A 24628-nucleotide genomic window follows, 5' to 3' on the forward strand; every position below is an offset into this window, starting at 1 on the left:
ACCTCGGCCTGCGGCCCGGCTCACGGGTGCAGAACCACCTTCCCGTTGAGCGTCCGCGACTCGGCGAGTTCCATGGCGGCGACGATCTCGGTGAGGGGGAACCGGGCGGCGATGTTGGCGGTGATGTCGCCGTGCTCGAGGAGCCGGAAGACCTCACCGAGGTCGGCCTCCAGGTGGCGGCGGAAGCGCGCCGGGCGGAACCGGTGCCCGGCCCACAGGTCGTAGAAGGTCGCGCTCCGGCCGTTCGGGAGGGCGCTCCACACGAGAGCCTGCCCGATGGCGGTGACGAAGGGGGCGATCAGGCTGCCGGAGCCGCCCATCGTGGTGATGATCGAGTAGGTCACGAGCGTGCCGCCGCGGGCGAGGAGCCCGAAGGCCGTGCGGGTCGTCTCGCCGCCGACGTTGTCGAAGACGGCGTCGACCCCGTTCGGCGCCAGCTCGCGAACCCGTGCCCCGAGCTCGGGGTCCGCGTAGTCGACGGGGATGACGCCCGCCGCGCGGAGTGCCTCGTGATGCCGGGGCGACGCCGCACCGATGACCCGGACGCCGTGGAGTCGCGCCAGCTGGATGAGGATTCCGCCGACGCCCCCGTTCGCACCGAACAACAGGATGGTCTCGCCCGGCTGGACCCGCGCAGCGCGATGCAGCATCTGCCACGCGGTGACGCCGTTCACGACGACCGTCTCGGCGTCCTCTGAGCTCACCCCGTCCGGCACGAGGATGCTGTCGCGCGCGGGCACGACGGCGTGGGTCGCCCAGGCACCCGTCTTGGTCAGGGTCGCGACCCGTTTGCCGATGAGGGTCGGGTCACCTCCGGTGCCGACCTCGAGCACCCGTCCGACGAGGTCGTATCCCGGGACGAACGGGAACGCCGGTTGGCCGAAGTACCGGCCCTTGCGCATCGACTGCTCGGCGAAGGAGACCCCGGTGGCCTCCATCTCGACCAGAAGCTGGCCGGCGTCGGGAGTCGGCGTCGGCACGGTGGCCAGTTCGAGGCCGGCCGGCTCGACGAGACCCGGCAGGACGACCTGGGTGGTGGTCGCGGATGGTGTGGTGTGCATGATGTGTTCCGATCTCGTGATGGTTGTGTGTGACTGAACAGTCACAACTGTGGGTACGAAAAACAGCAGGTGCGGTCGGTGGCTCTGAGTCGATCAGTCGTGCCGGATGCCGTGGTCGACGACGCGCGCCCAGTCGGCGTCGACGTCGCCGAGACCCGCCTGCACGACGAGGTGACAGAGCTGCCCGTAGGCGAGACTGCGTTGGACGGCGCCGGCGTCCGCCCCGGAGTCGCGGGACATGACGCGCACCACGAGTGCGAGCCCGGAGCGGACCGCCTCCTGGATCTCGGGGACGTCGCAGGCGCTCTGTGCGTGCACCTGGAGGGCGATGAGACTGCGGTCGCGGATGAGCTCGATGTACGCCTGGGTCATCGCGTCGAGCTTGTCGTCCGGGCTCCACTCCGGGTGGTCCTCGACGGCTGCGGACATCGCGTTCGCGACCTGCTCGTAGCAGTGCTCGACCGCGGCGACGAAGAGGCCGAGTTTGCCGTCGAACAGGCGGAAGACGTAGGCGGGGGAGATCTTGGCCGCCGCAGCGACGTCCGCGACGGGGGTGGCGCGGTAACCGGCGATCGAGAAGACATCCACCGCACTCGCGATGGTGCGGACGCGTTGGTCCTCGGCGGTCGATCGGCTCATGTGACTGATTGAACACGAACAAGCGATACCCGTCAAGCACCCGTGTCAGGATGGGGCATGCCCGTCGTCGAATCCCGCTGCACCGTGCCCGTCCCGCCCGACGTCGCGTTCGCGATCTCCCAGACCACCGGCGAGACCCGGATGCGCTGGGATCCGTTCATCCGGAGGCAGTACTTCCTCGACGGCGCGAAGGAGGCCGCCAAGGGCGTCCGCACCTTCACCGTCCAGCGGTTCGGGTTCCGGATGGTCAGCGAGTACGTGTCGTACCACCCGCCGACCAACGTCGGTATGAAGATGACGAAGGGCTCATGGTTCTTCGAGCGGCTCGCCGGCGGCTGGCGCTTCAGCCCGGTGGAGGGCGACGACCAGCGCACCCTCGCCGTCTGGCGCTACAACTTCACGTGCAAGCCGCGGTGGCTGGCGCCGATCGCCGAGCGCATCGGTGCGATCGTCCTGCAGCGCGACATCGACCGCCGCATCCGAGGCTTCGCGCGCGGCTGTGAGGATCCCGCCGTGCTCTCCGCGGTCGCTGCAGCGGACTGATCCGCCACTCAGCGGGCGAGGAACGAGCCGATGCCGAATCGGGCGGTCACGCCGGGGCTGAAGAGCACCGAGTCGGGCTCGTGCTCGACGACACCCGGGAGGCCCGCCGCCGCGCAGAGCTGGTCGCGCAACGAGGTGACGTGCGCCGGGTGGAGCACCCAGGGTTCGTGCTCGTTCGGCAACCACTGCGTCCGACCGAAGCGGCTCTGGAAGAGCCCCCACCGCGCCGTCAGGAACTGCGACAGCTCGTCGTCGACGGTCGTCGCGCGGTCGACATCGACGCCGAGCTGGAAGCCCGGACCTCGTGTCGTCGGCGACGTCGTGATCCGCCGCGACGCGTACTCCCAGCCGTCGTCCGTCGGTCGCTGCGCGGTCCGCGCCCACTGGTAGGGCAGGCCGAACATCGCGCGAGCCGCGAGGACCGCCGGCAGGCTCGACGCCTCCAGCGACCGGAACACGACGCCGCGACGCCCCTCGCTGTCGACCCCGTACAACCGGACGTTCACCTCGGTGAAGGAGCCGCCGATGGGCGACGGCGGCAGCGGACCGATGCGGGCGTCGCCCAACTGGAAGGCGATCAGCCCGACCCAGGTGGAACCGTCGAAGACGTCGGGGACCACCCCGGGCGGGAGCAGTGGCGCGACGGCGCTCGCCGGGACGCGCCAGTGGACGAACGCCAGGTCCCGCCATTCCTGCGCGGCGACCACCGGGCCGGACAGTGCCGGTGCGGTCACGGAGATCGCAGCGGGCTTGCCGGTGGAGGTCGTCATGCCAGGTGCTCGTACTCGGGCAGGTCGATCTTGTCGGCCGGCGGGGAGAACAACTGCGCACCGACGAGCTTCGCCGGCTTCGAGCCGGCCACGCGGAGTGCGGTGCGGAACGCCGCGACGCCGGCTTTCGAGGTCGGGTTGGCGAGCTGCGGTGTACCCGGCGGCAGCGACTGGGCCTGCTCCGCGTACGGGCGCATGATGCGTTCGTACCCGCGGAAGGCGTCCCGGTGGTGCACGTGCGCAGCCAGCTCACCGGCCAGCACGTAGGCGCCGACGATCGACAGGCTCGTCCCCATGCCGCTGACGGGCGACGCGCACCAGGCCGCGTCACCGAGCAGTGCGACCCGTCCGGATGCCCAGCGGGGCGTCCGGACCTGGCCGATGGACTCGTAGTAGACGTCGTCGCTGTCGTCGAGGTGCTCGAGGATCCGGTTCGCCTGCCAGGGGAGTCCGACGAACCGGTTCCTGAGATGCCGTCGCTGCGCGTCGAGGTCGCGGCGCGCGGGGACGACGCCGTCGCCGCGGTCGGACGTGACCTCCGTGAGGACGGCCCGGGTGGTGCCGTGCCGGTCGGGTCGGAGCGTGACGCTGCGGCCGCCGACGCCCGAGTACCACTGCCACCACGGCACGTCGGCGTCGTCGCGCGGAATGGTGAGGTACGTCATCTCGAGCCCGAGGGACCGGGTCACCGCCTCGCCGGGGAAGGCCAGCTCACGCGTCGACGATCGGATGCCGTCCGCCGCGATCACGAGGTCGAACGCCTCGTCAGCTCCATGCGCGAATGACACGAGGACCCGTTCGCCGTCGTTGTCGAGCCCGGTGATGTGGTCGCCGTACCGATAGCTGGTGGTGCCGTCCGTCGCGTCGATGAAGATGCGGGCCAGGTCGCCACGGAGGATCTCGACCTCGGCGGTCGCGCCGTCGGTCTCGGAGTCCGACACCGGGAACTCGGCGATCGTCTCACCGGCGTCACCGACGAACCGGGTGCCGCGCTCGCCGGTGGTCGCCTCGCGTGCCGCTTCCTCGAGGCCAGCGCGTCGCAGGACCTCGCGAGCAGCGCCCCGCACGTCGATGTTCTGGCCGCCGTCGCGGAACGCCGGCGCGCGCTCGACGACCGTCGTCTCCCAGCCGTAGCGGTTCAGCCAGAACGCCAGGCCGGGGCCGGCGATGCTGGCTCCGGAGATCAGGACGCGGGGAACGGTCATCGTGGTGCCACCTCTCGGGGAGCGTCGGAATGCCGCTCCGGTCGCCTCCATCATCGCGCTCGCCGATCCGAATCCCGCATGGTTGACAGCTCCGGCGGTGCAGGCGTCGCCCGCTTGTACGCTGGGGGCATGTCGAGGATCGAACGCAAGCGTCGCAAGCGGAGTGTGCGGGTCGATCGCGTCTACGACGGCGACGTGTACGTCCGGGTCAACTCCGTGGGATCCAGCGGCGATCGCTCCTTCATCCTCATCCCCGGCATCGGTGTCTCGTCCACGTACTTCGAGCGCCTCGCGCCGCACCTCAACGAGTTCGGGCCGGTGCACGCACTCGACCTCCCCGGCTTCGGCGGGGTGCCGCACCCCTCGTCGACGCTCACGATCCGCGAGTATGCGGACCTCGTCGGTCGGGTCATCGACGAACTCGATCTCAAGGACCCGATCATCGTCGGCCACTCGATGGGCAGTCAGGTGGTCAGCGACCTCGTCTCCCGTCGCCCCGAGTTGTCGACCCTCATCCTCATCGGGCCAGTCGTCGTGCCCGGTCAGCGGCGGGTGCTCACCCAGGCGGTCCGGTTCCTGCAGTCGAGTTGGCACGAACCGCTCACGGTGAAGGTGCTCGCCGTCAGCGCCTACGTCTTCTGCGGGTTCAAATGGTTCTCGCGGGTCCTGCCGGAGATGCTGACCTACCCGATCGAGGAGGCCCTGCCGAAGGTGCAGGCGCACACGCTCGTCATCCGTGGCGAGTACGACGCCGTCGCACCGCGCGAGTGGGTGGAGCGGGTCGGAGAACTCCTGCCCTCCTCACGCCTCTGGGAGATCCCCGGCGCAGCGCACTCCGTCATGTACGCGCACGCCGAGGAGGTCGCGAAGCTCTGCGTCGACCACGCCAGGCGCACGGTGGCGGACGGCGACGACGACCGACTCCAGGTCTACCCCGAGGACTCGGACGGGAGCGACGACAAGGAACCGGAGGCACCGCAGCCCGCGGCCATCATCCAGGCCGTCGGAGGTCGGATCGAGGAGACGATCGGGATCGTCACCGACGACGACGACCGCGTGGCCGAGGGGAAGTCGCAGGTGGCCGACGCGGTCGCCTCCATCGACCACGACTGAGCGCTCGCTGAGATGCGGCGGATCGTCGCTGAGCCTCGGGCCGGGCGACGAACCGCCTCACCTCACCGTGTCGGCTCGCCGAACCAGCGCCGGAGGGCCGGCTTGAGCGGCTCCCGCCCGTCGGCCAGCCAGACCACGTGACCATCCGGGCGCAGGAGGGCCGCCGTGGCCGCGAGCTCCGGGGTCGTGGTGGCGACCCGGTCGACGCGGTCCGCCCAGCCGGTGACGGTGTGCTCACCGGTCGGGTCGAGCAGGAGTCCGCGACCCTCGTGGAGGAGGGTGAACAAGCGCCCGCCGTCGGCCAGGGGGAGGTCGTGGAGCCGTCGACCGAGCAGCGACCCGTCGTCAGAGCCGTCGTCCACCGCTGCGCCGGGACCTCCGACGTCGTATCGGATGCCGGTGGACGCGATCCGCTCGCCCAGGAAACGGGCCACGTCGTCGAACCGCATCAGGTCCGAGAACAGCCGACGCACCGCCTGCGGGCCGGGGTCGGGGGACAGGAGGACGCTCTGTGCTCGGGTGAGCGTGAGGACGTCGTCGGCGACCGGGCGGCGCTCGGTCGCGTAGGTGTCGAGGAGGTCGGCCGGTGCCCACCCGGCGAGCTCGGCGGCCAGCTTCCATCCGAGGTTGAACGCGTCCTGGACCCCGAGGTTGAGGCCCTGCCCGCCGAGGGGCGGGTGCACGTGGGCGGCGTCGCCAGCGATCAGCACGCGGCCGACCCGGTAGCGCTCGGCGAGTCTCGTCGCATCGGTGAAGCGCGACAGCCAGCGCGGGGAATGTGCGCCGAAGTCGGTCGCGGCGAAGCGCTCGAGCCGGGCCCGGAACTCCTGGATCGTCGGAGTCGCCAGGCGTTCGTCGGCGGGGGCGTCGGCGGGCGCCACCGCGCGGAAGAACCCGTCGGACACCGGTCCGATCCCGAAGCCACGGTGCGTCTTCCGGACCTCGTCGGCGATGGCGGCGACCTCGTCGGCCGGGAGGGTGACCTGGATCTCCCCGAGGATCCACTCGGTCTGCGCGGGCTCGCCTGGGAAGCCGATGCCGAGGATCTTCCGGACGGTGCTCCGCCCGCCGTCGCATCCGACGAGCCACCGTGCCCGCAGGCGCTCACCGTCGTCCAGCTCGACGGGGACGCCGTCATCGTCCTGTTCGAGGCCGACGAGTCCGTTCCCGCGACGCAACTCGGCACCGAGCTCGAGCGCGCGTTCGGTCAACAGCCGATCGGTGACCGGCTGCGGGAGACCGAGGATGTAGTCGTGCGCGGTGTCGAGCGGTACGGGTCGCGGCGGGACGATCCCGGCGAAGTGACCGGCGGCGCCCGGGTACCGCGTGCCCTCGGCGAGGAACCGGTCGAGGATGCCGCGCTGGTCGAGGATCTCGATGCTCCGCGGGTGGAGGCCCAACGACCGCACGGCAGGGTTCGGCTCGGCGTCCCGCTCGAGGACGAGGACGTCGACGCCGTGGAGCCGGAGTTCGGCTGCCAGCATCATGCCGGTCGGGCCGCCACCGCTGATGATGACGTCATGCATGAGGACCCCGTTCTCGCGGTCGGAGGCGACCGCGGCCACCCATTCTGGAGGCCGGAGGGGGTCTTGCGGCAAGCCCCGGTGCCCGGCATACTCTGGAAATGCAGCGGCAGTGAGATGCGGCGGATCGTCGCTCCGCCTCGGGCCGGGCGACGAACCACCTCACCTCACCGCGTCGGCTCGCCGGGCCAGGACCGCGCCGTGGGGCCGCTGGTCGAGGCTCGTCCTGGTGTGCGTCTCGACGACCTCGAAGCCCGCCCGACGCACCCGCTCGGCCAGCTCCATGACCGGCCAACGATAGGCCGTCACCACGGCGTGGTCGAACGCCTCGACCGCCGGACCCTCGAAGCAGCCGACCAGCAGTTCGCCGCCCGGTCGGAGCACGCGTCCGAACTCCGCGAGCGGTGTCTCGATCGTGTCGGGACGGTGGTGGATCAGCGAGTACCAGGCGAGGACGCCGCCCACCGATCCGGTCTCGGCGTCGAGGGCGTCGAGGCTGCCGAGGTCGAACCGGGTCTCCGGGTGCCCGGCGCGGGCATGCGCGATGAACTCGGGGACCAGATCGATGCCACGGATGTCGAGCCCGCGCGAGGCGAGGTACGCCGTCCAATGGCCCGGGCCGCAGCCGGCGTCCAGCGCGGGACCGGCGATCCGGTCGGCCCAGGAGGTCACGAGCTGCCGGTCCGACGGGTGCACTGACGCCATCGTGCCCAGCAGCGTCGCGTACTCGGCGGACCGACGGGCATAGGCGTCTCGGACGGTGCGCATGCTCTCACCGTATCGATAGGCCCGATCACGTTCGCGGTGAGTCGTCCCCGGTGGACGACTCACCCGGCGTGAGCCTGGCGAGCGTCGCCGCGACGAGGACGACGACGGCTGCCGCCGCACAGATGCCGACGACCGCGGTGGGTGCACCGGCCGCCTCGATGAGGACGCCGGCGATCGCACTGCCCGCTGCCGCACCGATGTTGTGTCCCGTGTTCACCCAGGTCGTCGCGGCGTTCTGCTGGTAGCGCCCACCGGCTGTGTGCGCGGCGACGTAGGAGACGATCATGATCGGCGAGAAGAACAGCCCGGCGACCGCGAGGACGACGCTGACGGCGAGGAAGCCGGACACCGCGGCGATGAGCGAGGCCGAGACGAGGAGCGCCCCCGCGAGTGCGACCAACTGGCGGACGGCCGACCCCGGGACCGAGAGCGCCCCGTACAGCAGCCCGCCGAGGGCGCTCCCGCCGGCGAAGAGTCCGAGGGCGATGCCCGCGGCGGCCGCACCACCGTATTCCGCGAGCACGACCGGTACGGCGACACTGATCGTGCCCGAGACCGCCCCGGCGACCAGCACCGGCAGGAGTATGGCGACGAAGCGGGCGTCGAGTAGGAGTGACCGCCCACGGTCCTGCCGGGGGACGCTGCGATCCTGCGGGGCCATGCTGCCGACGGTCGAGGTGCTCACGAAGAGGAGTCCGCCGATGAGGACGAACCCGGCGGGCACGAGGAGCGCCGTCCCCGGGGCGATGACGGCGAGGGCCAACCCGGCCGCCGCGGGTCCCGCGAGGTAGAGGAGTTCCTCGATGACCGCATCCAGGCTGAGTGCCTTGCGCAGGAGTTCGCCGTCTGGCGTGAGTCGACCCCAGGCGACTCGCATCGTCGGCCCGAGTGGGGGAGCGAACGCGCCCGCCAGTCCCGCGAGCGTGATCAACAGCGCCCCGGGAGCGGCGGTGAGCGACGCGACGGCCAGGCCCGCGATGGCGCCACCGAAGACGAGGACCAGGATGGCCAGGACGCGACGCGCGCCGTGGCGGTCGATGAACCAGGCTCGAAGCGGTGCGAGGAGGCTCGCCGTGGCGCCGTAGACGGCCACCGCGACACCGGCGAGGGCGATCGAACCCGTCGCCTCGGAGACCGCGTAGAGCAGGGGAAGCAGCACCAGCGCGTAGGCGGATCTGCCGACGAGAGCGGACCCGAAGGTCAGCGGGACATGGGGAAGTGCGAGCACGTCGAGATAACGCGCTGTCCGGATGGACGACATGGGAATAACTCCAGTGAAACGGGCGCGCTCGACGGCGCGCGGGGTGATCAGGATCGGGACGATGAGCGTCGGGGACGACGCACGGGCCGATCAATCACGAACTGGAGACATGAGGGGCAGCCTATCGGCAACGACGAGCGCCGTGCTGTCGTCCGCTACAGCGTCGTCAGGAACGCCCGGATGTCGTCCGCGAGGAGCTCGGGCTCCTCGTGCGGGGCGAAGTGGCCGCCTCGGGGCATGGTCGTGAACCGTCGCACGTCGTAGCTCCGCTCGGCCCAGCTGCGCGGCGGGCTCGCCAGGTCGTGCGGGAAGAGCGCGACCGCGGTCGGCACCTCGACCCGGTCGACGCGCGTCGTGATCCCGGTCGCGGACTCGTAGTACGGGCGGAGCGAGGTGCCGATCGCGTTCGTGAACCAGTAGACGGAGGCGAGTGTCGCGAGGTAGTCGTCGCTGAACCGGGACGAGACGTCGCCGCCGCAATCGCTCCAGGCCCGATGCTTCTCGAGGATCCACGAGAGCAGGCCGACAGGGGAGTCGGACAGCGCGGGAGCGAGCGTGAGTGGACGCGTGTGGTGCTGATGCTCATACGCGCCCTCCTCGGCGTCCCAGGCCTCGACCCGGGCGAGATGCGCCTGCTCCTCCTCGGTGAGCGTCTCGGCGTCGACCTCGAGCGGCGCGGCGACCGCGAGGAGGTGGATGCCGGCGACCGCCTCGGGATGCGCCTGCGCGAGCCGAGAGGTGATCCCGGCCCCGAGGTCGCCTCCATGGGCGGCGTACCGGGCGAAGCCGAGGTGATCGTGCATCAGCGTGTGCCACAGCTTGTGCGTCTGGTCGTCGAAGGTCGGCCGTTGCGGCGAGAACGGCAGTCCGGGCAGCGCGGGCACGATGACGGTGACGGCGCTCGCCGGGTCTCCGCCGAAGTGGGACGGCGTCGCGAGGCGCCTGGCGAGTCCGACCAGTTCGAGGGCGGTGCTCGGCCAGCCGTTCGTGAGGACGATCGGGATCCCGCCTGGAGCCTCGGCGTCGAACCGGAGGTAGGCGATGGTGGCTCCATCGATCTCCGCCCGGTGCCACGGCAGGGCGTTGATGTCCCGCTGCTGTGCCGCCCAGTCGAAGTCGTCCGCCCAGTACGTGACGAGCCGCCGTAGCTCGTCCTGGTCGGTGCCGGCTTCCCAACCGGCGGTCGGCCACCGGTCAGGCCAGCGGGTGTCGTGGAGTCTGCGGCGGAGGTCGGCGAGGTCGTCGTCGCTGACGTCCATGACGGTCCGGCCCGCTGGCGACCGGGTCACCTGGTAGCGGCGTTCGATGCCCGCGGTCGCGCGGCCCCACTCGCTGGACGCGACGCGGGCCTGGTGTGCCGCGAACGACTCGTCGTCCTCGAAGACCTCGGCGACGTCCCAGACGAGCGGGTCGTCCGTCGGCGTCACCTCGAACGACACGCACCCCGGTTCGGCGCGGGTGAGCGCGACATGCTCCGGCAGATGGGTCTCCACGGTCGCCACGTCGGTCGGTGTCGCGCAGATCAACTGGCCGGTCAGGTGCACGGTGGTCATGGTCTCACCGTAGCGAGGGTCGGCCCTCCGGCTGCTTCGTCCCGAGCTCCGCACCGCGTTTCCAGAGCCATTCGACGGGGCCGAGTGCGAACCGTCGGAGCCAGAGGTGGGCGAAGCCGGTCACGAGCGCGGCGATGACGACGAACGCGGCGACGGTGACCGGGACACGCCAGGGAGCGGTGAGTTCCGCCAGCCCGAAGCCCCAGCCGTAGAAGATCGCGCCACCGAGGAGGTTTTGGAGCAGGTAAGCGCTCAAGGCGACCTTGCCGAGTTCGCGGAGGCGTGAGGCGATCCAGCCGTCGGTGCCGAAGCGACGACAGAGCTCGACGGTGGCGCCGAGGATCCCGAGCGCCACGAGGGGTGCGGCCAGGTAGCGTTCGGCGAGGAGCCCCGCGGTGCCTCCGGCGATGCCCAGCAGCAGGTCGACCGGCAGTGCGCACGCCCCGATGATCATCAGGCGGCGTCGGAGTCGACCACCGGTCTCGCCGAAGACCCCGGCCTGGAAGAGGTGTGCGCCGGCGAGGAACATCGCGAGCGTGAGGAATCCGATCAGCACGGGCTCCGCGCGGAACACCCCCATGTTGTCGAGCCGGAAGACCGCCAGGCCGAGGAACGATTCCGTGGCGTAGGGGCTCGATCCGGCGGGGAGCGGGAGGTCGCCCGATGCCGCCGGCGTCGTGGCGATGAACGCGACGATCGCGCTGATGAGGAGGACGTGCAGCGCGCCGAAGACGGCGATCATGGTGCGCTGGGCGCGGGGCCTGGTGAGCAGGAGCCAGGCGACGATGGCGCCGGTGACCGCATAGCCCATGAGGACGTCGAACTCCGCGATGAGGACGTAGTTCACGGCACCGTCGATGAGGAGCAGGGTGGCGCGCCACAGGTACCGGCCCGGCCAGCGCTGCTCGCGTCGGCGTGCAGTGGCGTGCTGGATCGCGAGTCCCGCGCCGAACATCAGGGTCAGGAGGGCGAGGAACTTACCCTGCGTGAGCGCCATGAGGGTGAGCTGGATCGTGCCCGCGGCGGGGCCGGTCTCCGGCGTCACCGGGGCCGAGAGCATCCCGAGCAGACCCCAGGGGTGCGAGAACACCCAGATGTTCGTGCCGAGCGTGCCGAGGATCGCGAGTCCGCGGACCACGTCGAGTGCGGCGATGCGTCGGGAGGTCGGCGGTGATGGCGGCAATACGCTCGTATTGGTCATGTGAAGACCGTACCCTGTCGAGTGGGCGATGGCGAAAGCGGAGGCGATGACCGAGCAGGACACGAACAGGGATCGGATCCTCGATGCACTGCTGCGGATCATGGCGTCGCGCGGTGCCGATGCGCTGACCATCCGCACGGTCGCGAGCGAGGCCGGTGTCTCCATCGGCGCGGTCCAGCATCACTTCCCGACGAAGGATCGACTGGTCGTCGCGGCCATGACCGAGGTCAACGAGCGGTTCCGTCGGCGCGTGGCAGCGCGGCTCGAGGCGGTGAACTCCGAGGAGGAGCGACTTCGGATCTTCTGTCGTGAGATCGCCTGCATCGAGGGTGATGACCTGACCGACGGGATCGTCTGGGTCGCCTTCGCCGCTCGGGCGAGCACCGAGACCGAGGTGCGCGCGATCCACGCCGCTGACTGGGCCCGCACCGAGGAGGTCCTCCTGCGGCTGCTCGTCGCCGCGTTCCCGGAAGACGGCCTGGCCGCGGACGATGCGGCGCTCCTGCTCGCGGTGCTCGACGGCATCGCGGTCGCGCGAGCGGCGGAGCAGTCGTACCGGATGACGCCGGAGCGCGCCGAACGGCTGATCGACGCGACGCTGCGGGGCTTGGGGCGAGCGGACTGAGCCACGCCGGTCCGGCTCAGTCGACGTCCAGTTCGAGCTCGACGAGATAGCCGACCAGCCGGGGCTCGACCTCGCCCGGTGGCGGCGGGTCCGTCGTCTGCGCCGCTCGAGCGGCAGCCTCCGCCGCCCGCGCCGCTGCGCGTGCCGCGGCCGCCGCTGCCTCTGCCCCTGCTTGGGCGTCGGGGTGATCGATGCCGCGCGTGAGTGGGATCCGCAGTGTCGCCTCGACGACGGGCGGTCCGGGGACGGTCTCGTGGTGGGTGACGTACGCGGAGGGTCGCATCTCCGCGAACCACAGGCTGTCCGGCGGGCCGAAGAAGCGAGCCGGGGCGGAAGAGACTCCGGGCGGGAGCGGTGGTCGCTTGGTGTGGATGCGGCGCGAGGGTATCGACACCCTCGACAGCTTCGCCAGTCTGCCCGTCAGCCGCTCCGGTGCGGGGTCCTCCTCGTGGTGCATCTCGACACCGTCGATCCGCGCCGTCAGATCCGCCCCGATCGCCTCGGTCAGCCAGGTCCGCTGTCCATCGTCGACGGGCCAGACGGAGAAGGTCGCCCGTTGGCCGGTTTCCAACGGCCCGCCGCAACAATCCCACTCCCAGGGGCTGAGCCAGAGCGTCCGCCGGATCATCCGTGCCGACTCGGGGTTGGTGGGTCGCAGGCGCGAAACCAGCTCGGTCGTGGGCGCGGTCAGGACGCGGAGGGCGATCGCGTCGCCGGGCATCGGTACCCGGCCGAGCTCACTGAGTCCCCAGCTGCGGTACATCGCTGCAGCCTCGGTCGCGCGCTCGTAGACGCCGATGAAGGTCTGTGTCTCCGTCCGGTCCTGCAGGACAGCGGCCAGGCAGCCGCGGGCGATCCCACGTCCGCGCTGATCCTCAGCGACGGCGAGTTCGTGGACGACGACGGCGTCCGCCGGACGCGCGAGGGCAGCCGACGCGGTGCTGCTGGAGTCGGCCAGCTGCGCCAGGATGCCGAGCCAGGCCGGGTCGGCGTCGAGGCCGTGGGCGAGCGCGAAGCCCACGACCCGGCCGTCGACCGTGGCGATGACGAGGCGTCCGCCGCGGTGGCCGAGATGCTCCGGGCCCCACTGCCGGATGGTCGAGAGGTCGATCGCGTCCTCGTTGTAGGGCTCGGCGGTGAACGCCGCGACGAACAGCTGCGTCACCTCACCCCACACCTCGTCGGGTGCGGATCCGGTGAACGAGGTGTAGCCGACCGGGCTCATCATCCAGCCAGCATAGGGAAGTGCGCGCGGCATCGAGCCCGCGAAGTGAGGCAGATCGTCGCATGAGCGGCGAGCGTGCGACCGTTCGACTCAACTCAGTGCGTCAGCCCGGCGAGTCGAGTTCCGTGCTCAGGGCGGCGCGTTCAGCTGCGTCCAGCGGGACGAGTGGATAACGGCTCGCGTCCTCACGGAATTCATAGCCGTCGCCGGTGGCACGCGGGATGACGTGGAGATGGGCATGGAGCACGCCCTGGTCTGCGGCCGCGCCGTTCGACATCAACAGATTCGTCCCTTCGACGGCGTCTCCGAAGACGTTTCGGATCGCTCGGTCCGCGCGCTGGGCGACGACAGCCATCTCGGTAATCTCCTCCTGATGCAGCGCCGCGAGATCCGCTGCGTGGCGTGTCGGCAGGACGAGCACATGGCCACGATTGATCGGGTGCCGGTCGAGGACAGCGATGACACCGGTTGCCCGAGCGACCACGTCGAACGTGCCCTCAGCGATGTTCGTGCAGAAGTCACAAGCGTCGTCCGCGTTCATGGAGCTGACCCTAACCGACCGTGCCTTCTCACGGACGTGTGTCCCCGGAGAGGGTTCGTTCGCCCATGTTTGGGCGAGCGAACACTGCGTCGCCCAAAGATGGGCGATCGAACCGAGGCCTAGAGCGTGTTGCCGAGCTTGAAGCCCTGCGCTTCGTCGCCCTTGCGGGTGTAGGAGAAGCCGTCGGCACCGATGGTGACCTCGAGTTCGGAATCGTCGGTTCGAGAGACGACCGGCTTCGGCTCGCCGTCGAGGTCGAGCACGAGCGACGCGTCCGTGTACCAACTCGGCACGACGGCGTTGCCCCACCAGTCGCGCCGCTGGTTGTCGTGCACGTCCCACGTGACCACCGGGTTGTCGGGGTCGCCGGTGTAGTAGTCCTGGGTGTAGATCTCGATCCGGTGGCCGTCGGGGTCGCGGATGTACAGGTAGAACGCGTTCGAGACGCCGTGCCGGCCAGGGCCGCGCTCGATGACGTCCGACATCCGCAGTGCGCCGAGCTTGTCGCAGATCGCGATGATGTTGTGCTTCTCGTGCGTCGCGAACGCCACGTGGTGCATGCGCGGTCCGTCGCCACCCGTCATCGCGGTGTCGTGCACCGTCGGCTTCCGGCGCATCCAGGCCGCGTACGTCGTCCCGGCCTCGTCCTGGATGTCCTCGGTGACCCGGAACCCGAGGTCTTCCATGTACGCGACCGCGCGCGGCACGTCGGGCGTCACCTGGTTGAAGTGGTCGAGCCGCACGAGCGCGCCCGGCGTGTACAGGTCGTAGCGCCACGCCAACCGCTCGACGTGCTCCACGTCGTAGAAGAACTCGTAGGGGAACCCGAGCGGATCCTCGACGCGCACCGAGTCGCCGATGCCCTTCACATACCCCTCGGCACGACGCTCCACCCGGCACCCGAGCTCCGTGTAGAAGGCGACCGCGCGGTCGAGGTCCTCGGGGCTCCGCACCCGGTAGCTGAACGCCGCGACCGCCGCCACCGGACCCTGCCGCAGCACGAGGTTGTGGTGGATGAACTCCTCGAAGCTCCGCAGGTAGACGGTGTGCTCGTCCTCCTCCGTGACCACGAGGTCGAGGACGTCGACGTAGAACTTCCGGCTCGCGGCGAGATCCGTGACGACGATCTCCATGTAGGCGCAGCGGAGGATGTCGGGCGGGGTGGCGGCGGGCGTCGGGATGCGGTTCACCGGCGTCGGGATCGGGTCGGCGGCGGTCACGACGGGCTCGGCCGATGACGGGGTGATGGGGTTCGACATGATCTGCGTCCTTGCTGATCTCGGTTGCTGGGTGGAAGTCGACCGGGAGCGGTCAGTGCGCGGCCTGCAGCGGCCCGCCGGTCCCGAAGTGTGGGGAGTGCGCCTGGTTCAGCGTGATGTGCACCGCCTGCTGGTCGGTGTAGAAGTCGATCGAGCGGTAGCCGCCCTCGTGCCCGAGCCCCGAGGCCTTCACACCGCCGAACGGCGTGCGGAGGTCGCGCACGTTGTTCGAGTTCAGCCACACCATCCCGGCCTGCACGTTCTGCGAGAAGGTGTGGGCCCGCTTGAGGTCGTTCGTCCAGATGTAGGCGGCGAGCCCGTACTTCGTGTCGTTCGCGAGCGCGAGTGCCTCCTCATCGGAGTCGAAGGGGGTGATTGCGACGACCGGACCGAAGATCTCCTCCTGGAAGATCCGTGCGGTGGGTGGGACGTCCGCGAACACCGTCGGCGCGACGTAGTTGCCGGTCGGGAACCCCTCGGGGCGACCGCCGCCGGCGACGAGGCGGCCCTCGGTCTTGCCGATCTCGACGTAGCCCATGACCTTCTCGTAGTGCTCCGGGTGCACGAGCGCGCCGACCTCGGTGGCCGGGTCGTTCGGGTGCCCGACGACGATGTTGCGGGCACGCTCGGCGTAACGCTCGACGAAGTCGTCGTAGACACTCCGCTCGACGAGGATGCGGCTGCCGGCGGTGCAGCGCTCACCGTTCAGGGAGAACACCCCGAACACCGTCGCGTCGAGGGCGTCGTCGAGGTCGGCGTCGGCGAACACGACGGCCGGTGACTTGCCGCCGAGCTCCATCGAGAGCCCCTTCAGGAACGGCGCGGCGTTCGCGAAGATGAGCTGACCGGTGCTGCTCTCGCCGGTGAACGAGATGAGCGGCACGTCCGGGTGCTTCACGAGGGCGTCGCCGGCGTCCTCGCCGAGCCCGTTCACGAGGTTGAACACGCCGTCGGGCACGCCGGCGTCGCGGAAGATGTCCGCCCACAGGCTTGCCGAGAGCGGGGTGAACTCCGCCGGCTTGAGGACGACCGTGTTGCCGGTCGCGAGGGCCGGAGCGAGCTTCCAGCTCTCGAGCATGAACGGCGTGTTCCACGGCGTGATGAGCCCCGCGACGCCGATGGGCTTGCGGTTGACGTAGTTCACCTGCCGCCCGGGCACCTTGTAGGTGTCGTCGTGCTGGGCGACGATCAGGTCGGCGAAGAACCGGAAGTTCTCGGCGGCGCGCTTCGCCTGCCCGAGTGCCTGCGTGATCGGCAGCCCGGTGTCGAAGCTCTCCAGCTCCGCGAGGCGGGCGTCCTGCGCTTCGACGGCGTCGGCGACCCGGTGCAGGATCCGGCTGCGCTCGCGGGGGAGGAGCCGCGGCCACGGACCCTCGTCGAAAGCGCGCTTGGCGGCGGCGACGGCGAGGTCGACGTCCGCCTGCTTGCCGGCGGCGGCCTGGACGTAGGTCTCGTTCGACACGGGGTCGAGGACGTCGAAGGTGTCGCCGTCGACCGAGTCGACGAACGCGCCGTCGATGAAGTGCCGGATACGGTCGGGCAACGCTGCCGGAACGTGCTGGGTCATGGGTGGTTCCTCCGGTCGGTGGTGGACGGCGGTGACGACGGCGGGCGGGCCGTGGTGGGCGGCTGGTGCTCGGCCTGGTACGCGAGCATGGCGTCGAGTGTCGCGGTGCGGTGGTCGCGGGCGGCGATCTCGATCTCGAGCGGCTGCGCGCCGGCGGCGATGAGTTCGAGGATGCCGTCGTGCTCGGCGACCGACTCCCGCGCGCGGCCCGGCACGAAGCTGAACGTGGAATCGCGGAGCGCGTTCAGCCGCCGCCAGCCGCGGTGGACGAGGTCGAGGACGTGCGGGTTCGGGCACTCCTCGAAGAGGACGGTGTGGAACTCCAGGTTCAGCGCCGTGAACGCGTGCGGGTCGAAGTCGTCGAGCGTGCGGCGCATCCGCTCGTTGATCTCTCGAGCGCGGGCCAGATGGTCGTCGGTGAGGTAAGCGGCACTCATCGAGGTCGCTGCGCCCTCGACGAGGGCGAGCGTCTGCATCGTGAAGAGGTACTCGGTCTCGTGCAGCATCGCGACCTGCGCGCCGACGTTGCGCTCGAACGTCACGAGCCCCTCGGCCTCCAGCCGGCGGATCGCCTCGCGCACCGGGACCACGCTGATGTCGAGCTCACCGGCGATCTGTCCGAGCACCAGCCGGTACCCGGGGACGAAGCGCCCCTCGTCGATGGCCTCGTGGATGAACCGGTAGGCGCGCTCGGACTTGCTGAGCGACGCTTCCTGCCCGGTCGTCGGGTGTGGTCCGCTCATCGTCCCTGCTCGCTCTCGTATCGCGCCCGCCACTCGGCGTTCAGCGGGAAGAGGCCGTCGACGGCGGCACCACCACGGACCTGCTCGGCGATCCAGGCGTCCTCCGCCTCCTGCACGACCGCCTCCGCGGCGACCTCGGCGGCGAGCGCCCGGGGGATCGCGATGACGCCGTCGCCGTCCCCGACGATCACGTCGCCCGGCAGGACGGTCGCCCCGCCGCAGGTGACCGCGACGTCGATCTCCCACGGCACATGGCGGCGCCCGAGGACGGACGGGTGCGGACCCTGCGAGAAGGTCGGCAGGTCGAACGCCGCGACCTGCTCGGCATCGCGGATCCCGCCGTCGGTGACGACCCCGGCCGCTCCCCGCTGCTGTGCCCGAAGTGCGAGGACGTCGCCGACGGTGCCCGTGCCGCGCTCGCCGCGCGCCTCGATCACGATGACCTCCCCGGCTTCGACGGTGTCGAAGATGCGCTTCTGCGCGTTGAAGCCGTTCCCGCGCTCGGCGAAGAGGTCGGGCCGGTAGGCGACGAAGCGCAGGGTGCGGGCCACGCCGACCATGCGCGTGCCCGGTCGCGAGGCGTGCACGCCCTCGATGAAGACCTCGGTGTACCCGCGGGCCCGCAGCTTGGCGCTGAGCGTCGCCGTCGAGACCGAGGCGAGCTGCTCGGCGACCGCGGGGTCGAGCGGTTCGGCGGGCGATGCGGCGGTGGGAGGCTCAGCCGGTGCGGGCAGACCCGCCGCCGCAGCGTCCCCCCAGGCTTCGATCCGCTGATGGTCGTCGGCGGCCGGCTTCGCGCCGAACCCGCCGAAGGGCTCGGTGCCCTCGACGACCGTTGTCACGAGTCGACCGCTCGTCGGGGTGCCGGGTGCGGTCGGTGCGTCGACCTCGACCTCGACGACGTCGCCGGGCACGACGACGGAGGAGCCGGCGGGTGTGCCGGTGAGGATGACGTCGCCGGGCTCGAGCGTCGCGAGCTGCGAGAGGTCGGCGATGAGCTGGGCGAAGGGGAAGAGCAGCGTGTCGCTCGTGTCGTCCTGGACGACGACACCGTTGACCCAGGTGCGCACCCGGAGGGCGGCCGGATCGATCTGCTCGGCGGGGATGACGGACGGGCCGAGCGGCGTGTAGCCGTCGCCGCCCTTCGAGCGCAGGTTCGACCCCTTGTCGGCACTGCGGAGGTCGTAGAGCCCGAAGTCGTTCGCCGCGGTGACGCCCGAGACGTGCTGCCAGGCGTCCTCGACGCGGACGCGGCGGGCCGCGGTACCGATGATGATCGCGATCTCGCCCTCGAAGGCGAGCAGTTCCGCGCCGGCCGGACGCTCGACGGTGCCGCCCGTGCCTGAGACGGAGGACCACGGCTTGAGGAAGTACGAGGGGTGCTCCGGCGTGCGGCCGCGCTGGGCCGCTCGCGACGGGTAGTTGAGGTGGACGGCGATGATCTTGCCGCCCCCGCTGTTCGGGAGGCCTTCGATGCCCTGGTGGCTACTCATCACACGTCCTCGTTGTCGGTATCCAGAATCGTATACGATCCGGACGCGGTCGGAAAGGGTCAGTACCCGTCGCTGCGGATCGCGTCGCTCCGGCCGTCGATGAAGCGCTCCGCCAACTGCTCGGATGCGCGGGCGAGGAGCGACACGTCCGCACCGACGAGGACGAAGGACGCCCCGCGGTCGAGGTAGTGCTCGGCCATGACGGGGTCGAAGGCGTTCACGCCGGCCGGCTTCCCGGCGGCGGCGGCGGCATCGAGCACCCGCTCGACAGCGCTGACCACGGTGGGGTGCCCCTGCTGGCCGAGCAGTCCGAGCGACGCCGAGAGGTCGGCCGGACCGACGAACACCGCGTCCACGCCGTCGACCGCGAGGATCTCGTCCGCCTGCTCCACGGCCTCCGCCGACTCGATCTGCACCGTGAGCGACACCGAATCGTTCGCCTGCGCGAGGTAGTCGTCGATCCGGTTCCAGCGGGAGGACCTCGCGAGCGCGCTGCCGACCCCGCGGACGCCCTGCGGCGGGTACCGCACGGCCTGCACGAGCGCCGCCGCCTGCTCGGCCGACGACACCATGGGCACGATGAGGTTCTGTGCCCCGAGGTCGAGCACCTGCTTGATGACGACTGCGTCGCCGAACGGCACCCGCACCAGCGGACACACCGGGAAGGCGGCCACCACCTGCAGCTGTAGCTGGATGCTCTCCAGGGTGTTCGCCGAGTGTTCGCCGTCGATGAGGAGCAGGTCGAGGCCGCTGCCCGCCGCGATCTCCGCCGCGATCGGGCTGCCAGACACCACCCACATTCCGATGAGGGGGCGATCCGCGGTGCGCAGGCGCTCGCCGAAGGTCGGCGGCAGGGTCATTCGAATCGGCATGTCACGGCTCCCAGTCCCTGGTATTCGGCGTGGACGGTGTCGCCCCGTTCGACCCACATCGGTCTCGTGAACGATCCCGACAGGATGATCTCCCCAGCGGCGAGACTCCCGCCGTGCTGGGCGAGCTTGCCGGCGAGCCACGCGACGCCGAGTGCCGGGTGCCCGAGGACGGCGCCGGCGACGCCCGACTCCTCGATGGTCTGGTTGCGGTAGAGCAGGGCCGAGACCCAGCGCGGGTCGAGCGTGTCGGGGCGGACGGGCGTTCCGCCGAGCACCATGGCACCGAGCGCCGCGTTGTCGGCGATGGTGTCGACGATCGTCCGGCCGCTGAGTTCGATGTGGGAGTTGAGGACCTCGAGCGCCGGCACGATGTGGTCGGTCGCGTCGAGCACCTCGAAGATCGTGCAGTGCGGGCCCTGCAGTGGGCGGCCGATGACGAAGGCCAGCTCGACCTCCACGCGGACGTTGGAGTAGGCGTCGAAGTCGAGCGTCGCGCCCGAGTCGAAGACCTGGTCGTCGAGGATGACGCCGTAGTCGGGTTCGGTGATCCCGGTGGCCTGCTGCATCGCCTTCGAGGTGAGGCCGATCTTGTGGCCGACGACGCGCCGACCGGCGGCGATGCGGCGTTCGGCCCACAGCGCCTGCACGGCGTAGGAGTCCTCGATGGTCATGTCCGGGTGCCGGGCGGTGAGGAGGGGGATGACGCTCCGCTCCTCGTGCGCCGCCGCCAGCTCGTCGGCGATCGCCTGTCGTTCGTGATCCTGCATCGCGTCCCGTCCTCATCTGCGTCGACTGCGGCCTGCGATCACGATACGGTGCGTCGTCATCGACTGCCTCTTGCGCAGTGCCCACGATTGTATACGATGTGGTGTACATTCTGGCGGTCCAATGACGGGCCGCGACGGACAAAGGGGTCTCGAGACAATGACAACCGCATCACTGGCGCGAGCGACGACGCCCGCGGAACTCCGGCGCGTGGCTTTCGCCACCGTCATCGGCACCACGGTCGAGTGGTACGACTTCTTCCTCTATGCGAGCGCCGCCGGTCTCGTCTTCTCTCAGCTCTTCTTCCAGCCGGCAGGGCCGCAGGCCGCGCTGTTGCTGTCGTTCGCGACGGTCGGCGTCAGCTTCCTGTTCCGGCCGCTCGGCGCGTTCGTCGCCGGGCACTTCGGCGACCGCATCGGCCGGAAGAAGATGCTCGTCATCACGCTCTTCCTCATGGGAGCTGCCACGACGCTCATCGGTCTGCTGCCGACGTACGACCAGATCGGGATCATCGCCCCCGCCCTGCTCGTGTTCCTCCGCATCCTGCAGGGGCTGTCGACCGGCGGGGAGTGGGGCGGCGCCGTCCTCATGGCCGTCGAGCACGCCCCCGCCGGCCGCCGCGGCCGGTTCGGTGCGTTCCCGCAGATCGGCGTCCCGATCGGACTGCTCCTCGCCTCCGGCATGCTCGCCCTCATGACGGGCGTGATCTCGCCCGGTGCCGCGTTCCTCGAGTGGGGCTGGCGGATCCCGTTCCTGCTGAGCTTCGTCCTGATCATCGTCGGCTACGTCGTGCGCCGGAAGGTCGACGAGAGCCCCGTCTTCGTCGCGCTCGCCCGCAACAAGGAGCGTCGCCGGGTCCCGATCATCGAGCTCTTCCGTCACCACTGGCTGCTCGTGCTGCTCGCGGCGCTCACCTTCGCCGGCAACAACGCCGCCGGCTACATGACCACGGGCGGCTACATCCAGAACTACGCGACGACGCCGCTCGCCGACGGTGGCCTGGTCGGCATGGAACGGACACCGGTGCTGCTCGCGGTGACCGGGTCGGCCATCGTCTGGCTGATCGTCACGTGGTTCGCGGGTTCGCTCTCCGACCGGATCGGCCGACGCAACACCTACATCATCGGATGGGTCGCGTTCCTGGCCACCGTCTTCGTGCTCTTCCCGCTCGTGAACACCGGCAACCCGTGGTTGTTGTTCCTCGGTCTCGCGCTGTTCACGATCGGCAACGGCTTCACCTACGGGCCGCAGGCGGCGTACTTCGCCGAGCTGTTCCCCGCGTCGATCCGGTACACGGGTGTGTCGGTCACCTATGCGATCGGCGCCATCCTCGGTGGTGCGTTCGCCCCGACGATCGCGACCTGGCTGGTGCAGGTCACGGGGTCGTCGACGAGTGTCGCGTTCTACATCGCCGGCATGATCGTCATCGCCTTCGCGGCGACCCTCCTCCTCCGTGACCGCACGGGTATCCCGCTCGGTGGCGAGGCGGAGGACGAGCAGAGCCGTGGTCAGATCTACGGCGCGCGGAGGTAGCCGCGGTCAGACCGACGACGCGATGGTCGCGGCCCCCTCGATGAGGCGGGCCGCGATCTCGGTTTCGGGGCGGCTGCTGGAGACGTAGACGACCGCGAGGGCGGCTGCCGGCGAGCCGTGCACAGCGAGTGGAACCGCGACGGCGCGGAGACCGGTGATGACCTCGTCGTGGCTCGACGCCCAGCCCTGTTCGCGGACCACGGCCAGCTCGGCGCGGTGGTCGTCGTCGAGGGCGTCCGGCCACTGCGACGCAGGCAGACGGGACGCGATCGCCTTGCCGGGAGCACCGACGCCGACCGGGTGCCGGGTGCCTGGCCGCTGCGCGATCGACCCCATCGTGTGCCGTGGCTCGACGCTGACGAGGGTGACGATCTCGTCGCCGTCCAGCACGGTGAGGAAGCAGGTCATGCCGAGCTCGTTCGCGATCGCCGTCAGCTCGGGCAGGCCGGCGGCCTGCAGGTCGTGGGAGATGCCGGCGGCGAGGGCTGCCAGGCGCGATCCGAGCGCGATCCGTCCGGCACCGTCGCGGACGACCAGGCGGTGGTCTTCGAGCGTGCGCAGCAGGCGGTAGGTGACGCTGCGGTGCAGACCGAGCATCGCGCTCAGGGCGTCGATCGTGAGCGGGGTGCGCGCGTCGGCCAGGACCTCGAGGATCCGGATGCCGCGCGAGAGCGTTTGGGAGTGGGCGCTGCTGGCATCGGTCACGCTCCGACCCTATCGACGAGCCCCCTGAGTTGCCCGGATCGGTGCGATTCTTCGCCGAAACCGCGCAGAATCGGGCGATTCAGCTCGTGATCGGGTAGGCGACGAAGGCGAACCGTGAGCTGTCGGGTGCCCAGCTGTTCACGTTGAGCGTGCCCTGGCCGCCGAACAACGGGTAGCGGCGGAGCGGGGTCGCCCAGTCGTCGGTCGAGACGAGCCGGACCTCGACGTCGAGGTCGGCCGGGTGTCCGATCGTGCCGGCGGGGAAGGCGATGTACGAGGCCAGTCGAGCATCGGGGGAGAGGTGCGGGAACCAGTCGACGGTGTCGCTCACGACGAGCTGCTCGAGCTCGCCGCCGCCGTCCGGGATCCGCGCGAGCTGGGCATGGCCCGGGGCCGTGCCGAAGTGTTCCGTGTTGCAGAGCAGCCACCGGCCGTCGGGCGACCACTCCGGGCCGTCGAGGTGGCCGTCGCCCGTGTCGAGGACGGTGACGGGACCGCCGCCTTCGACCGCCGGAGCGATCGCGAGCCGACCGGGGTGCTCGAAGCCTTCGAGTTCGACGTACGCGATCCGCGTGCCGTCGGGTGAGACGCCGTGGAGGAAGTGCCACCGGTCGTCGTCGGCGGTGAGCTTCGTGACCGGTCCGCCGGTGAGGGCACCGCGGTAGATGTGACCGTCCATCGCCGAGAGGAGGATGTGTTCGCCGTCGGGGTCGAGGACGTGGTCGTTGTTGAGCTCGGGGAGGCCGTGGAAGTCGATCGGCGTGAGCCCCGCGGTCGGGTCGTCGATCGTGAGCGCCCAGAGTCGCCCGTTGCCGTTGAGGTACAGCGTCCGGCCGTCGAGGGACCAGTTCGGCGCTTCGATGAGGAGCTCGTCGGTCTCGAAGAGGAGGACGGGCGCGTCATCGTGCGGACCGCCGAGCAGGACGCTGGAACGCTGGCCGGGGACGAGGGCGCGGAAGGTCATGCGCCCATCGTCCTCCAGTCCGTCGTGATCCGGGAGGATCGTTCCTCCCGGATCACGATCCGACGACTACTTGACGAGCGCGAACCCCGCGGTCCAGGAGATCTTCTCCGACGCCGCCAGCGTGAGCTGCAGGAAGCCGATCGCCTCGAGTTCGTGGGCGCGCTTCAGGGACCCGGCGTCGACGGCCTCGAGGCCACCGGCGGTCACGAGCTGCTGGAGTGTGGCCTTGGCGTCGGCGTCGTCCCCGGCGATGAGGACCGTGGTGGCCACGTCGCCGACCTGCTTCGCGGCGAGGGTAGCGGCGAAGTTCGTGTTGAAGGCCTTGAGGACGTGGGAGCTCGGGAGCTTCGCCTGCAGTTCCGCTGCAGCCGAGCTGCCGGCGGGGACGGTGAGGGCGTCGAAGGTCGAGAAGTCGAGTGGGTTGGTGATGTCGACGACGACCTTGCCCGCGAGCTGGTCGGCGTACTGCTCGACGATCGTCGCGAGGGCGGGGTAGGGGACCGCGAGGACGACGACGTCGCCGGTGATCGTGCCGGCCTCGGCCGATCCGAGGTGGTCGACGGAGGCGCCGCCTGCTGCGAGGACACCGGCGATGGCGCTGCCCATGTTGCCGGTTCCGAAGATGGTGACGTTCGTCATGACGATGCTCCTTCTCGTGGCCGCCTGGTCACGGGTCAATTAGTTGTTGGTACAACTAAT

24 protein-coding genes are annotated in these 24628 nt (G+C 70.4%); 4 read left to right on the forward strand and 20 right to left on the reverse strand.

What is annotated here, in order from left to right:
* Positions 1 to 20 precede the first annotated feature (20 nt).
* A complete protein-coding gene (locus ACLIME_RS17415) occupies positions 21 to 1061 on the reverse strand; it encodes a medium chain dehydrogenase/reductase family protein (protein ID WP_411557730.1) in 1041 nt (346 codons plus the stop codon).
* 93 nt (positions 1062 to 1154) lie between these two features.
* Positions 1155 to 1700: a TetR/AcrR family transcriptional regulator gene (locus tag ACLIME_RS17420; RefSeq protein ID WP_411557731.1), complete on the reverse strand. Its 546-nt coding sequence runs from the start codon at positions 1698 to 1700 to the stop codon at positions 1155 to 1157.
* Between the two features lie 57 nt (positions 1701 to 1757).
* Here ACLIME_RS17420 and ACLIME_RS17425 point away from each other — a divergent pair, with 57 nt between their 5' ends.
* Positions 1758 to 2243, forward strand: coding sequence for an SRPBCC family protein (locus ACLIME_RS17425; protein WP_411557732.1), 486 nt, complete (start codon positions 1758 to 1760; stop codon positions 2241 to 2243).
* Positions 2244 to 2251: 8 nt separating this feature from the next.
* Here the strand turns inward: ACLIME_RS17425 and ACLIME_RS17430 are convergent, their stop codons facing one another.
* Together ACLIME_RS17430 and ACLIME_RS17435 are read right to left on the reverse strand one after the other, a co-directional pair.
* Positions 2252 to 3013 carry a YqjF family protein gene (locus tag ACLIME_RS17430; protein WP_411557733.1) on the reverse strand — a complete coding sequence of 254 codons (762 nt, stop codon included), beginning with the start codon at positions 3011 to 3013 and terminating at the stop codon, positions 2252 to 2254.
* Positions 3010 to 4218: an FAD-dependent monooxygenase gene (locus ACLIME_RS17435; RefSeq protein WP_411557734.1), complete on the reverse strand. Its 1209-nt coding sequence runs from the start codon at positions 4216 to 4218 to the stop codon at positions 3010 to 3012. Before ACLIME_RS17435 ends, ACLIME_RS17430 begins: the two co-directional genes overlap by 4 nt.
* 129 nt (positions 4219 to 4347) lie before the next feature.
* On the opposite strand from ACLIME_RS17435, the gene ACLIME_RS17440 reads away from it, so the two are divergent.
* A complete protein-coding gene (locus ACLIME_RS17440) occupies positions 4348 to 5331 on the forward strand; it encodes an alpha/beta fold hydrolase (protein ID WP_124768512.1) in 984 nt (327 codons plus the stop codon).
* 62 nt (positions 5332 to 5393) lie between these two features.
* Here ACLIME_RS17440 and ACLIME_RS17445 read toward each other — a convergent pair whose 3' ends face one another.
* From ACLIME_RS17445 to ACLIME_RS17465, 5 genes are all read right to left on the reverse strand, one after another.
* Positions 5394 to 6857 (reverse strand): FAD-dependent monooxygenase, encoded by a 1464-nt coding sequence (locus tag ACLIME_RS17445; RefSeq protein ID WP_411557735.1) that lies wholly within the window; start codon positions 6855 to 6857, stop codon positions 5394 to 5396.
* Positions 6858 to 7016: 159 nt separating this feature from the next.
* The gene (locus ACLIME_RS17450; RefSeq protein ID WP_411557736.1) at positions 7017 to 7622 is read right to left on the reverse strand and encodes a class I SAM-dependent methyltransferase; all 606 of its coding nucleotides are present in this window, start codon (positions 7620 to 7622) and stop codon (positions 7017 to 7019) included.
* Positions 7623 to 7647: 25 nt separating this feature from the next.
* Positions 7648 to 8883 carry an MFS transporter gene (locus ACLIME_RS17455; RefSeq protein WP_411557737.1) on the reverse strand — a complete coding sequence of 412 codons (1236 nt, stop codon included), beginning with the start codon at positions 8881 to 8883 and terminating at the stop codon, positions 7648 to 7650.
* Positions 8884 to 9038: 155 nt separating this feature from the next.
* Complete coding sequence (locus ACLIME_RS17460; RefSeq protein ID WP_411557738.1) at positions 9039 to 10436, reverse strand: alpha/beta fold hydrolase; 1398 nt, start codon at positions 10434 to 10436, stop codon at positions 9039 to 9041.
* Positions 10437 to 10440: 4 nt separating this feature from the next.
* Complete coding sequence (locus ACLIME_RS17465; protein ID WP_411557739.1) at positions 10441 to 11637, reverse strand: DUF418 domain-containing protein; 1197 nt, start codon at positions 11635 to 11637, stop codon at positions 10441 to 10443.
* 46 nt (positions 11638 to 11683) lie between these two features.
* Here ACLIME_RS17465 and ACLIME_RS17470 point away from each other — a divergent pair, with 46 nt between their 5' ends.
* On the forward strand, positions 11684 to 12262 hold the full coding sequence (locus ACLIME_RS17470; protein WP_411557740.1) for a TetR/AcrR family transcriptional regulator: 579 nt from the start codon (positions 11684 to 11686) through the stop codon (positions 12260 to 12262).
* 16 nt (positions 12263 to 12278) lie between these two features.
* Here ACLIME_RS17470 and ACLIME_RS17475 read toward each other — a convergent pair whose 3' ends face one another.
* The 8 genes from ACLIME_RS17475 to ACLIME_RS17510 all read right to left on the reverse strand — a co-directional run bounded on the left by ACLIME_RS17475 (position 12279) and on the right by ACLIME_RS17510 (position 20729).
* Positions 12279 to 13490: a GNAT family N-acetyltransferase gene (locus ACLIME_RS17475; protein WP_411557741.1), complete on the reverse strand. Its 1212-nt coding sequence runs from the start codon at positions 13488 to 13490 to the stop codon at positions 12279 to 12281.
* 100 nt (positions 13491 to 13590) lie between these two features.
* Positions 13591 to 14028, reverse strand: a complete 438-nt coding sequence (locus tag ACLIME_RS17480; RefSeq protein WP_411557742.1) for an HIT family protein — start codon at positions 14026 to 14028, stop codon at positions 13591 to 13593.
* 119 nt (positions 14029 to 14147) lie between these two features.
* A complete protein-coding gene (gene hpaD / locus ACLIME_RS17485; RefSeq protein WP_411557743.1) occupies positions 14148 to 15287 on the reverse strand; it encodes a 3,4-dihydroxyphenylacetate 2,3-dioxygenase in 1140 nt (379 codons plus the stop codon).
* Between the two features lie 52 nt (positions 15288 to 15339).
* Positions 15340 to 16854, reverse strand: coding sequence for a 5-carboxymethyl-2-hydroxymuconate semialdehyde dehydrogenase (gene hpaE / locus ACLIME_RS17490; protein WP_411557744.1), 1515 nt, complete (start codon positions 16852 to 16854; stop codon positions 15340 to 15342).
* Positions 16851 to 17597 carry a GntR family transcriptional regulator gene (locus tag ACLIME_RS17495; RefSeq protein ID WP_411557745.1) on the reverse strand — a complete coding sequence of 249 codons (747 nt, stop codon included), beginning with the start codon at positions 17595 to 17597 and terminating at the stop codon, positions 16851 to 16853. Before ACLIME_RS17495 ends, hpaE begins: the two co-directional genes overlap by 4 nt.
* Positions 17594 to 19090, reverse strand: a complete 1497-nt coding sequence (locus tag ACLIME_RS17500) for a fumarylacetoacetate hydrolase family protein (RefSeq protein WP_411557746.1) — start codon at positions 19088 to 19090, stop codon at positions 17594 to 17596. The genes ACLIME_RS17495 and ACLIME_RS17500 overlap by 4 nt, the downstream gene beginning before the upstream one ends.
* A 59-nt stretch (positions 19091 to 19149) precedes the next feature.
* Positions 19150 to 19962 carry an HpcH/HpaI aldolase family protein gene (locus ACLIME_RS17505; protein ID WP_411557747.1) on the reverse strand — a complete coding sequence of 271 codons (813 nt, stop codon included), beginning with the start codon at positions 19960 to 19962 and terminating at the stop codon, positions 19150 to 19152.
* On the reverse strand, positions 19947 to 20729 hold the full coding sequence (locus ACLIME_RS17510; protein WP_411557748.1) for a 2-keto-4-pentenoate hydratase: 783 nt from the start codon (positions 20727 to 20729) through the stop codon (positions 19947 to 19949). Before ACLIME_RS17510 ends, ACLIME_RS17505 begins: the two co-directional genes overlap by 16 nt.
* A 157-nt stretch (positions 20730 to 20886) precedes the next feature.
* On the opposite strand from ACLIME_RS17510, the gene ACLIME_RS17515 reads away from it, so the two are divergent.
* Positions 20887 to 22260, forward strand: a complete 1374-nt coding sequence (locus ACLIME_RS17515; RefSeq protein WP_411557749.1) for an MFS transporter — start codon at positions 20887 to 20889, stop codon at positions 22258 to 22260.
* 6 nt (positions 22261 to 22266) lie between these two features.
* Here the strand turns inward: ACLIME_RS17515 and ACLIME_RS17520 are convergent, their stop codons facing one another.
* The 3 genes from ACLIME_RS17520 to ACLIME_RS17530 form a co-directional block, all read right to left on the reverse strand.
* On the reverse strand, positions 22267 to 22965 hold the full coding sequence (locus ACLIME_RS17520; protein WP_411557750.1) for an IclR family transcriptional regulator: 699 nt from the start codon (positions 22963 to 22965) through the stop codon (positions 22267 to 22269).
* 79 nt (positions 22966 to 23044) lie between these two features.
* The gene (locus ACLIME_RS17525) at positions 23045 to 23929 is read right to left on the reverse strand and encodes a TolB family protein (protein ID WP_411557751.1); all 885 of its coding nucleotides are present in this window, start codon (positions 23927 to 23929) and stop codon (positions 23045 to 23047) included.
* A 66-nt stretch (positions 23930 to 23995) separates the two neighbouring features.
* The gene (locus ACLIME_RS17530; RefSeq protein WP_411557752.1) at positions 23996 to 24568 is read right to left on the reverse strand and encodes an NADPH-dependent F420 reductase; all 573 of its coding nucleotides are present in this window, start codon (positions 24566 to 24568) and stop codon (positions 23996 to 23998) included.
* Positions 24569 to 24628: the final 60 nt, after the last annotated feature.

It is taken from the genome of Plantibacter sp. MPB07, from assembly GCF_046619465.1.
GTDB lineage: Bacteria > Actinomycetota > Actinomycetes > Actinomycetales > Microbacteriaceae > Plantibacter > Plantibacter auratus.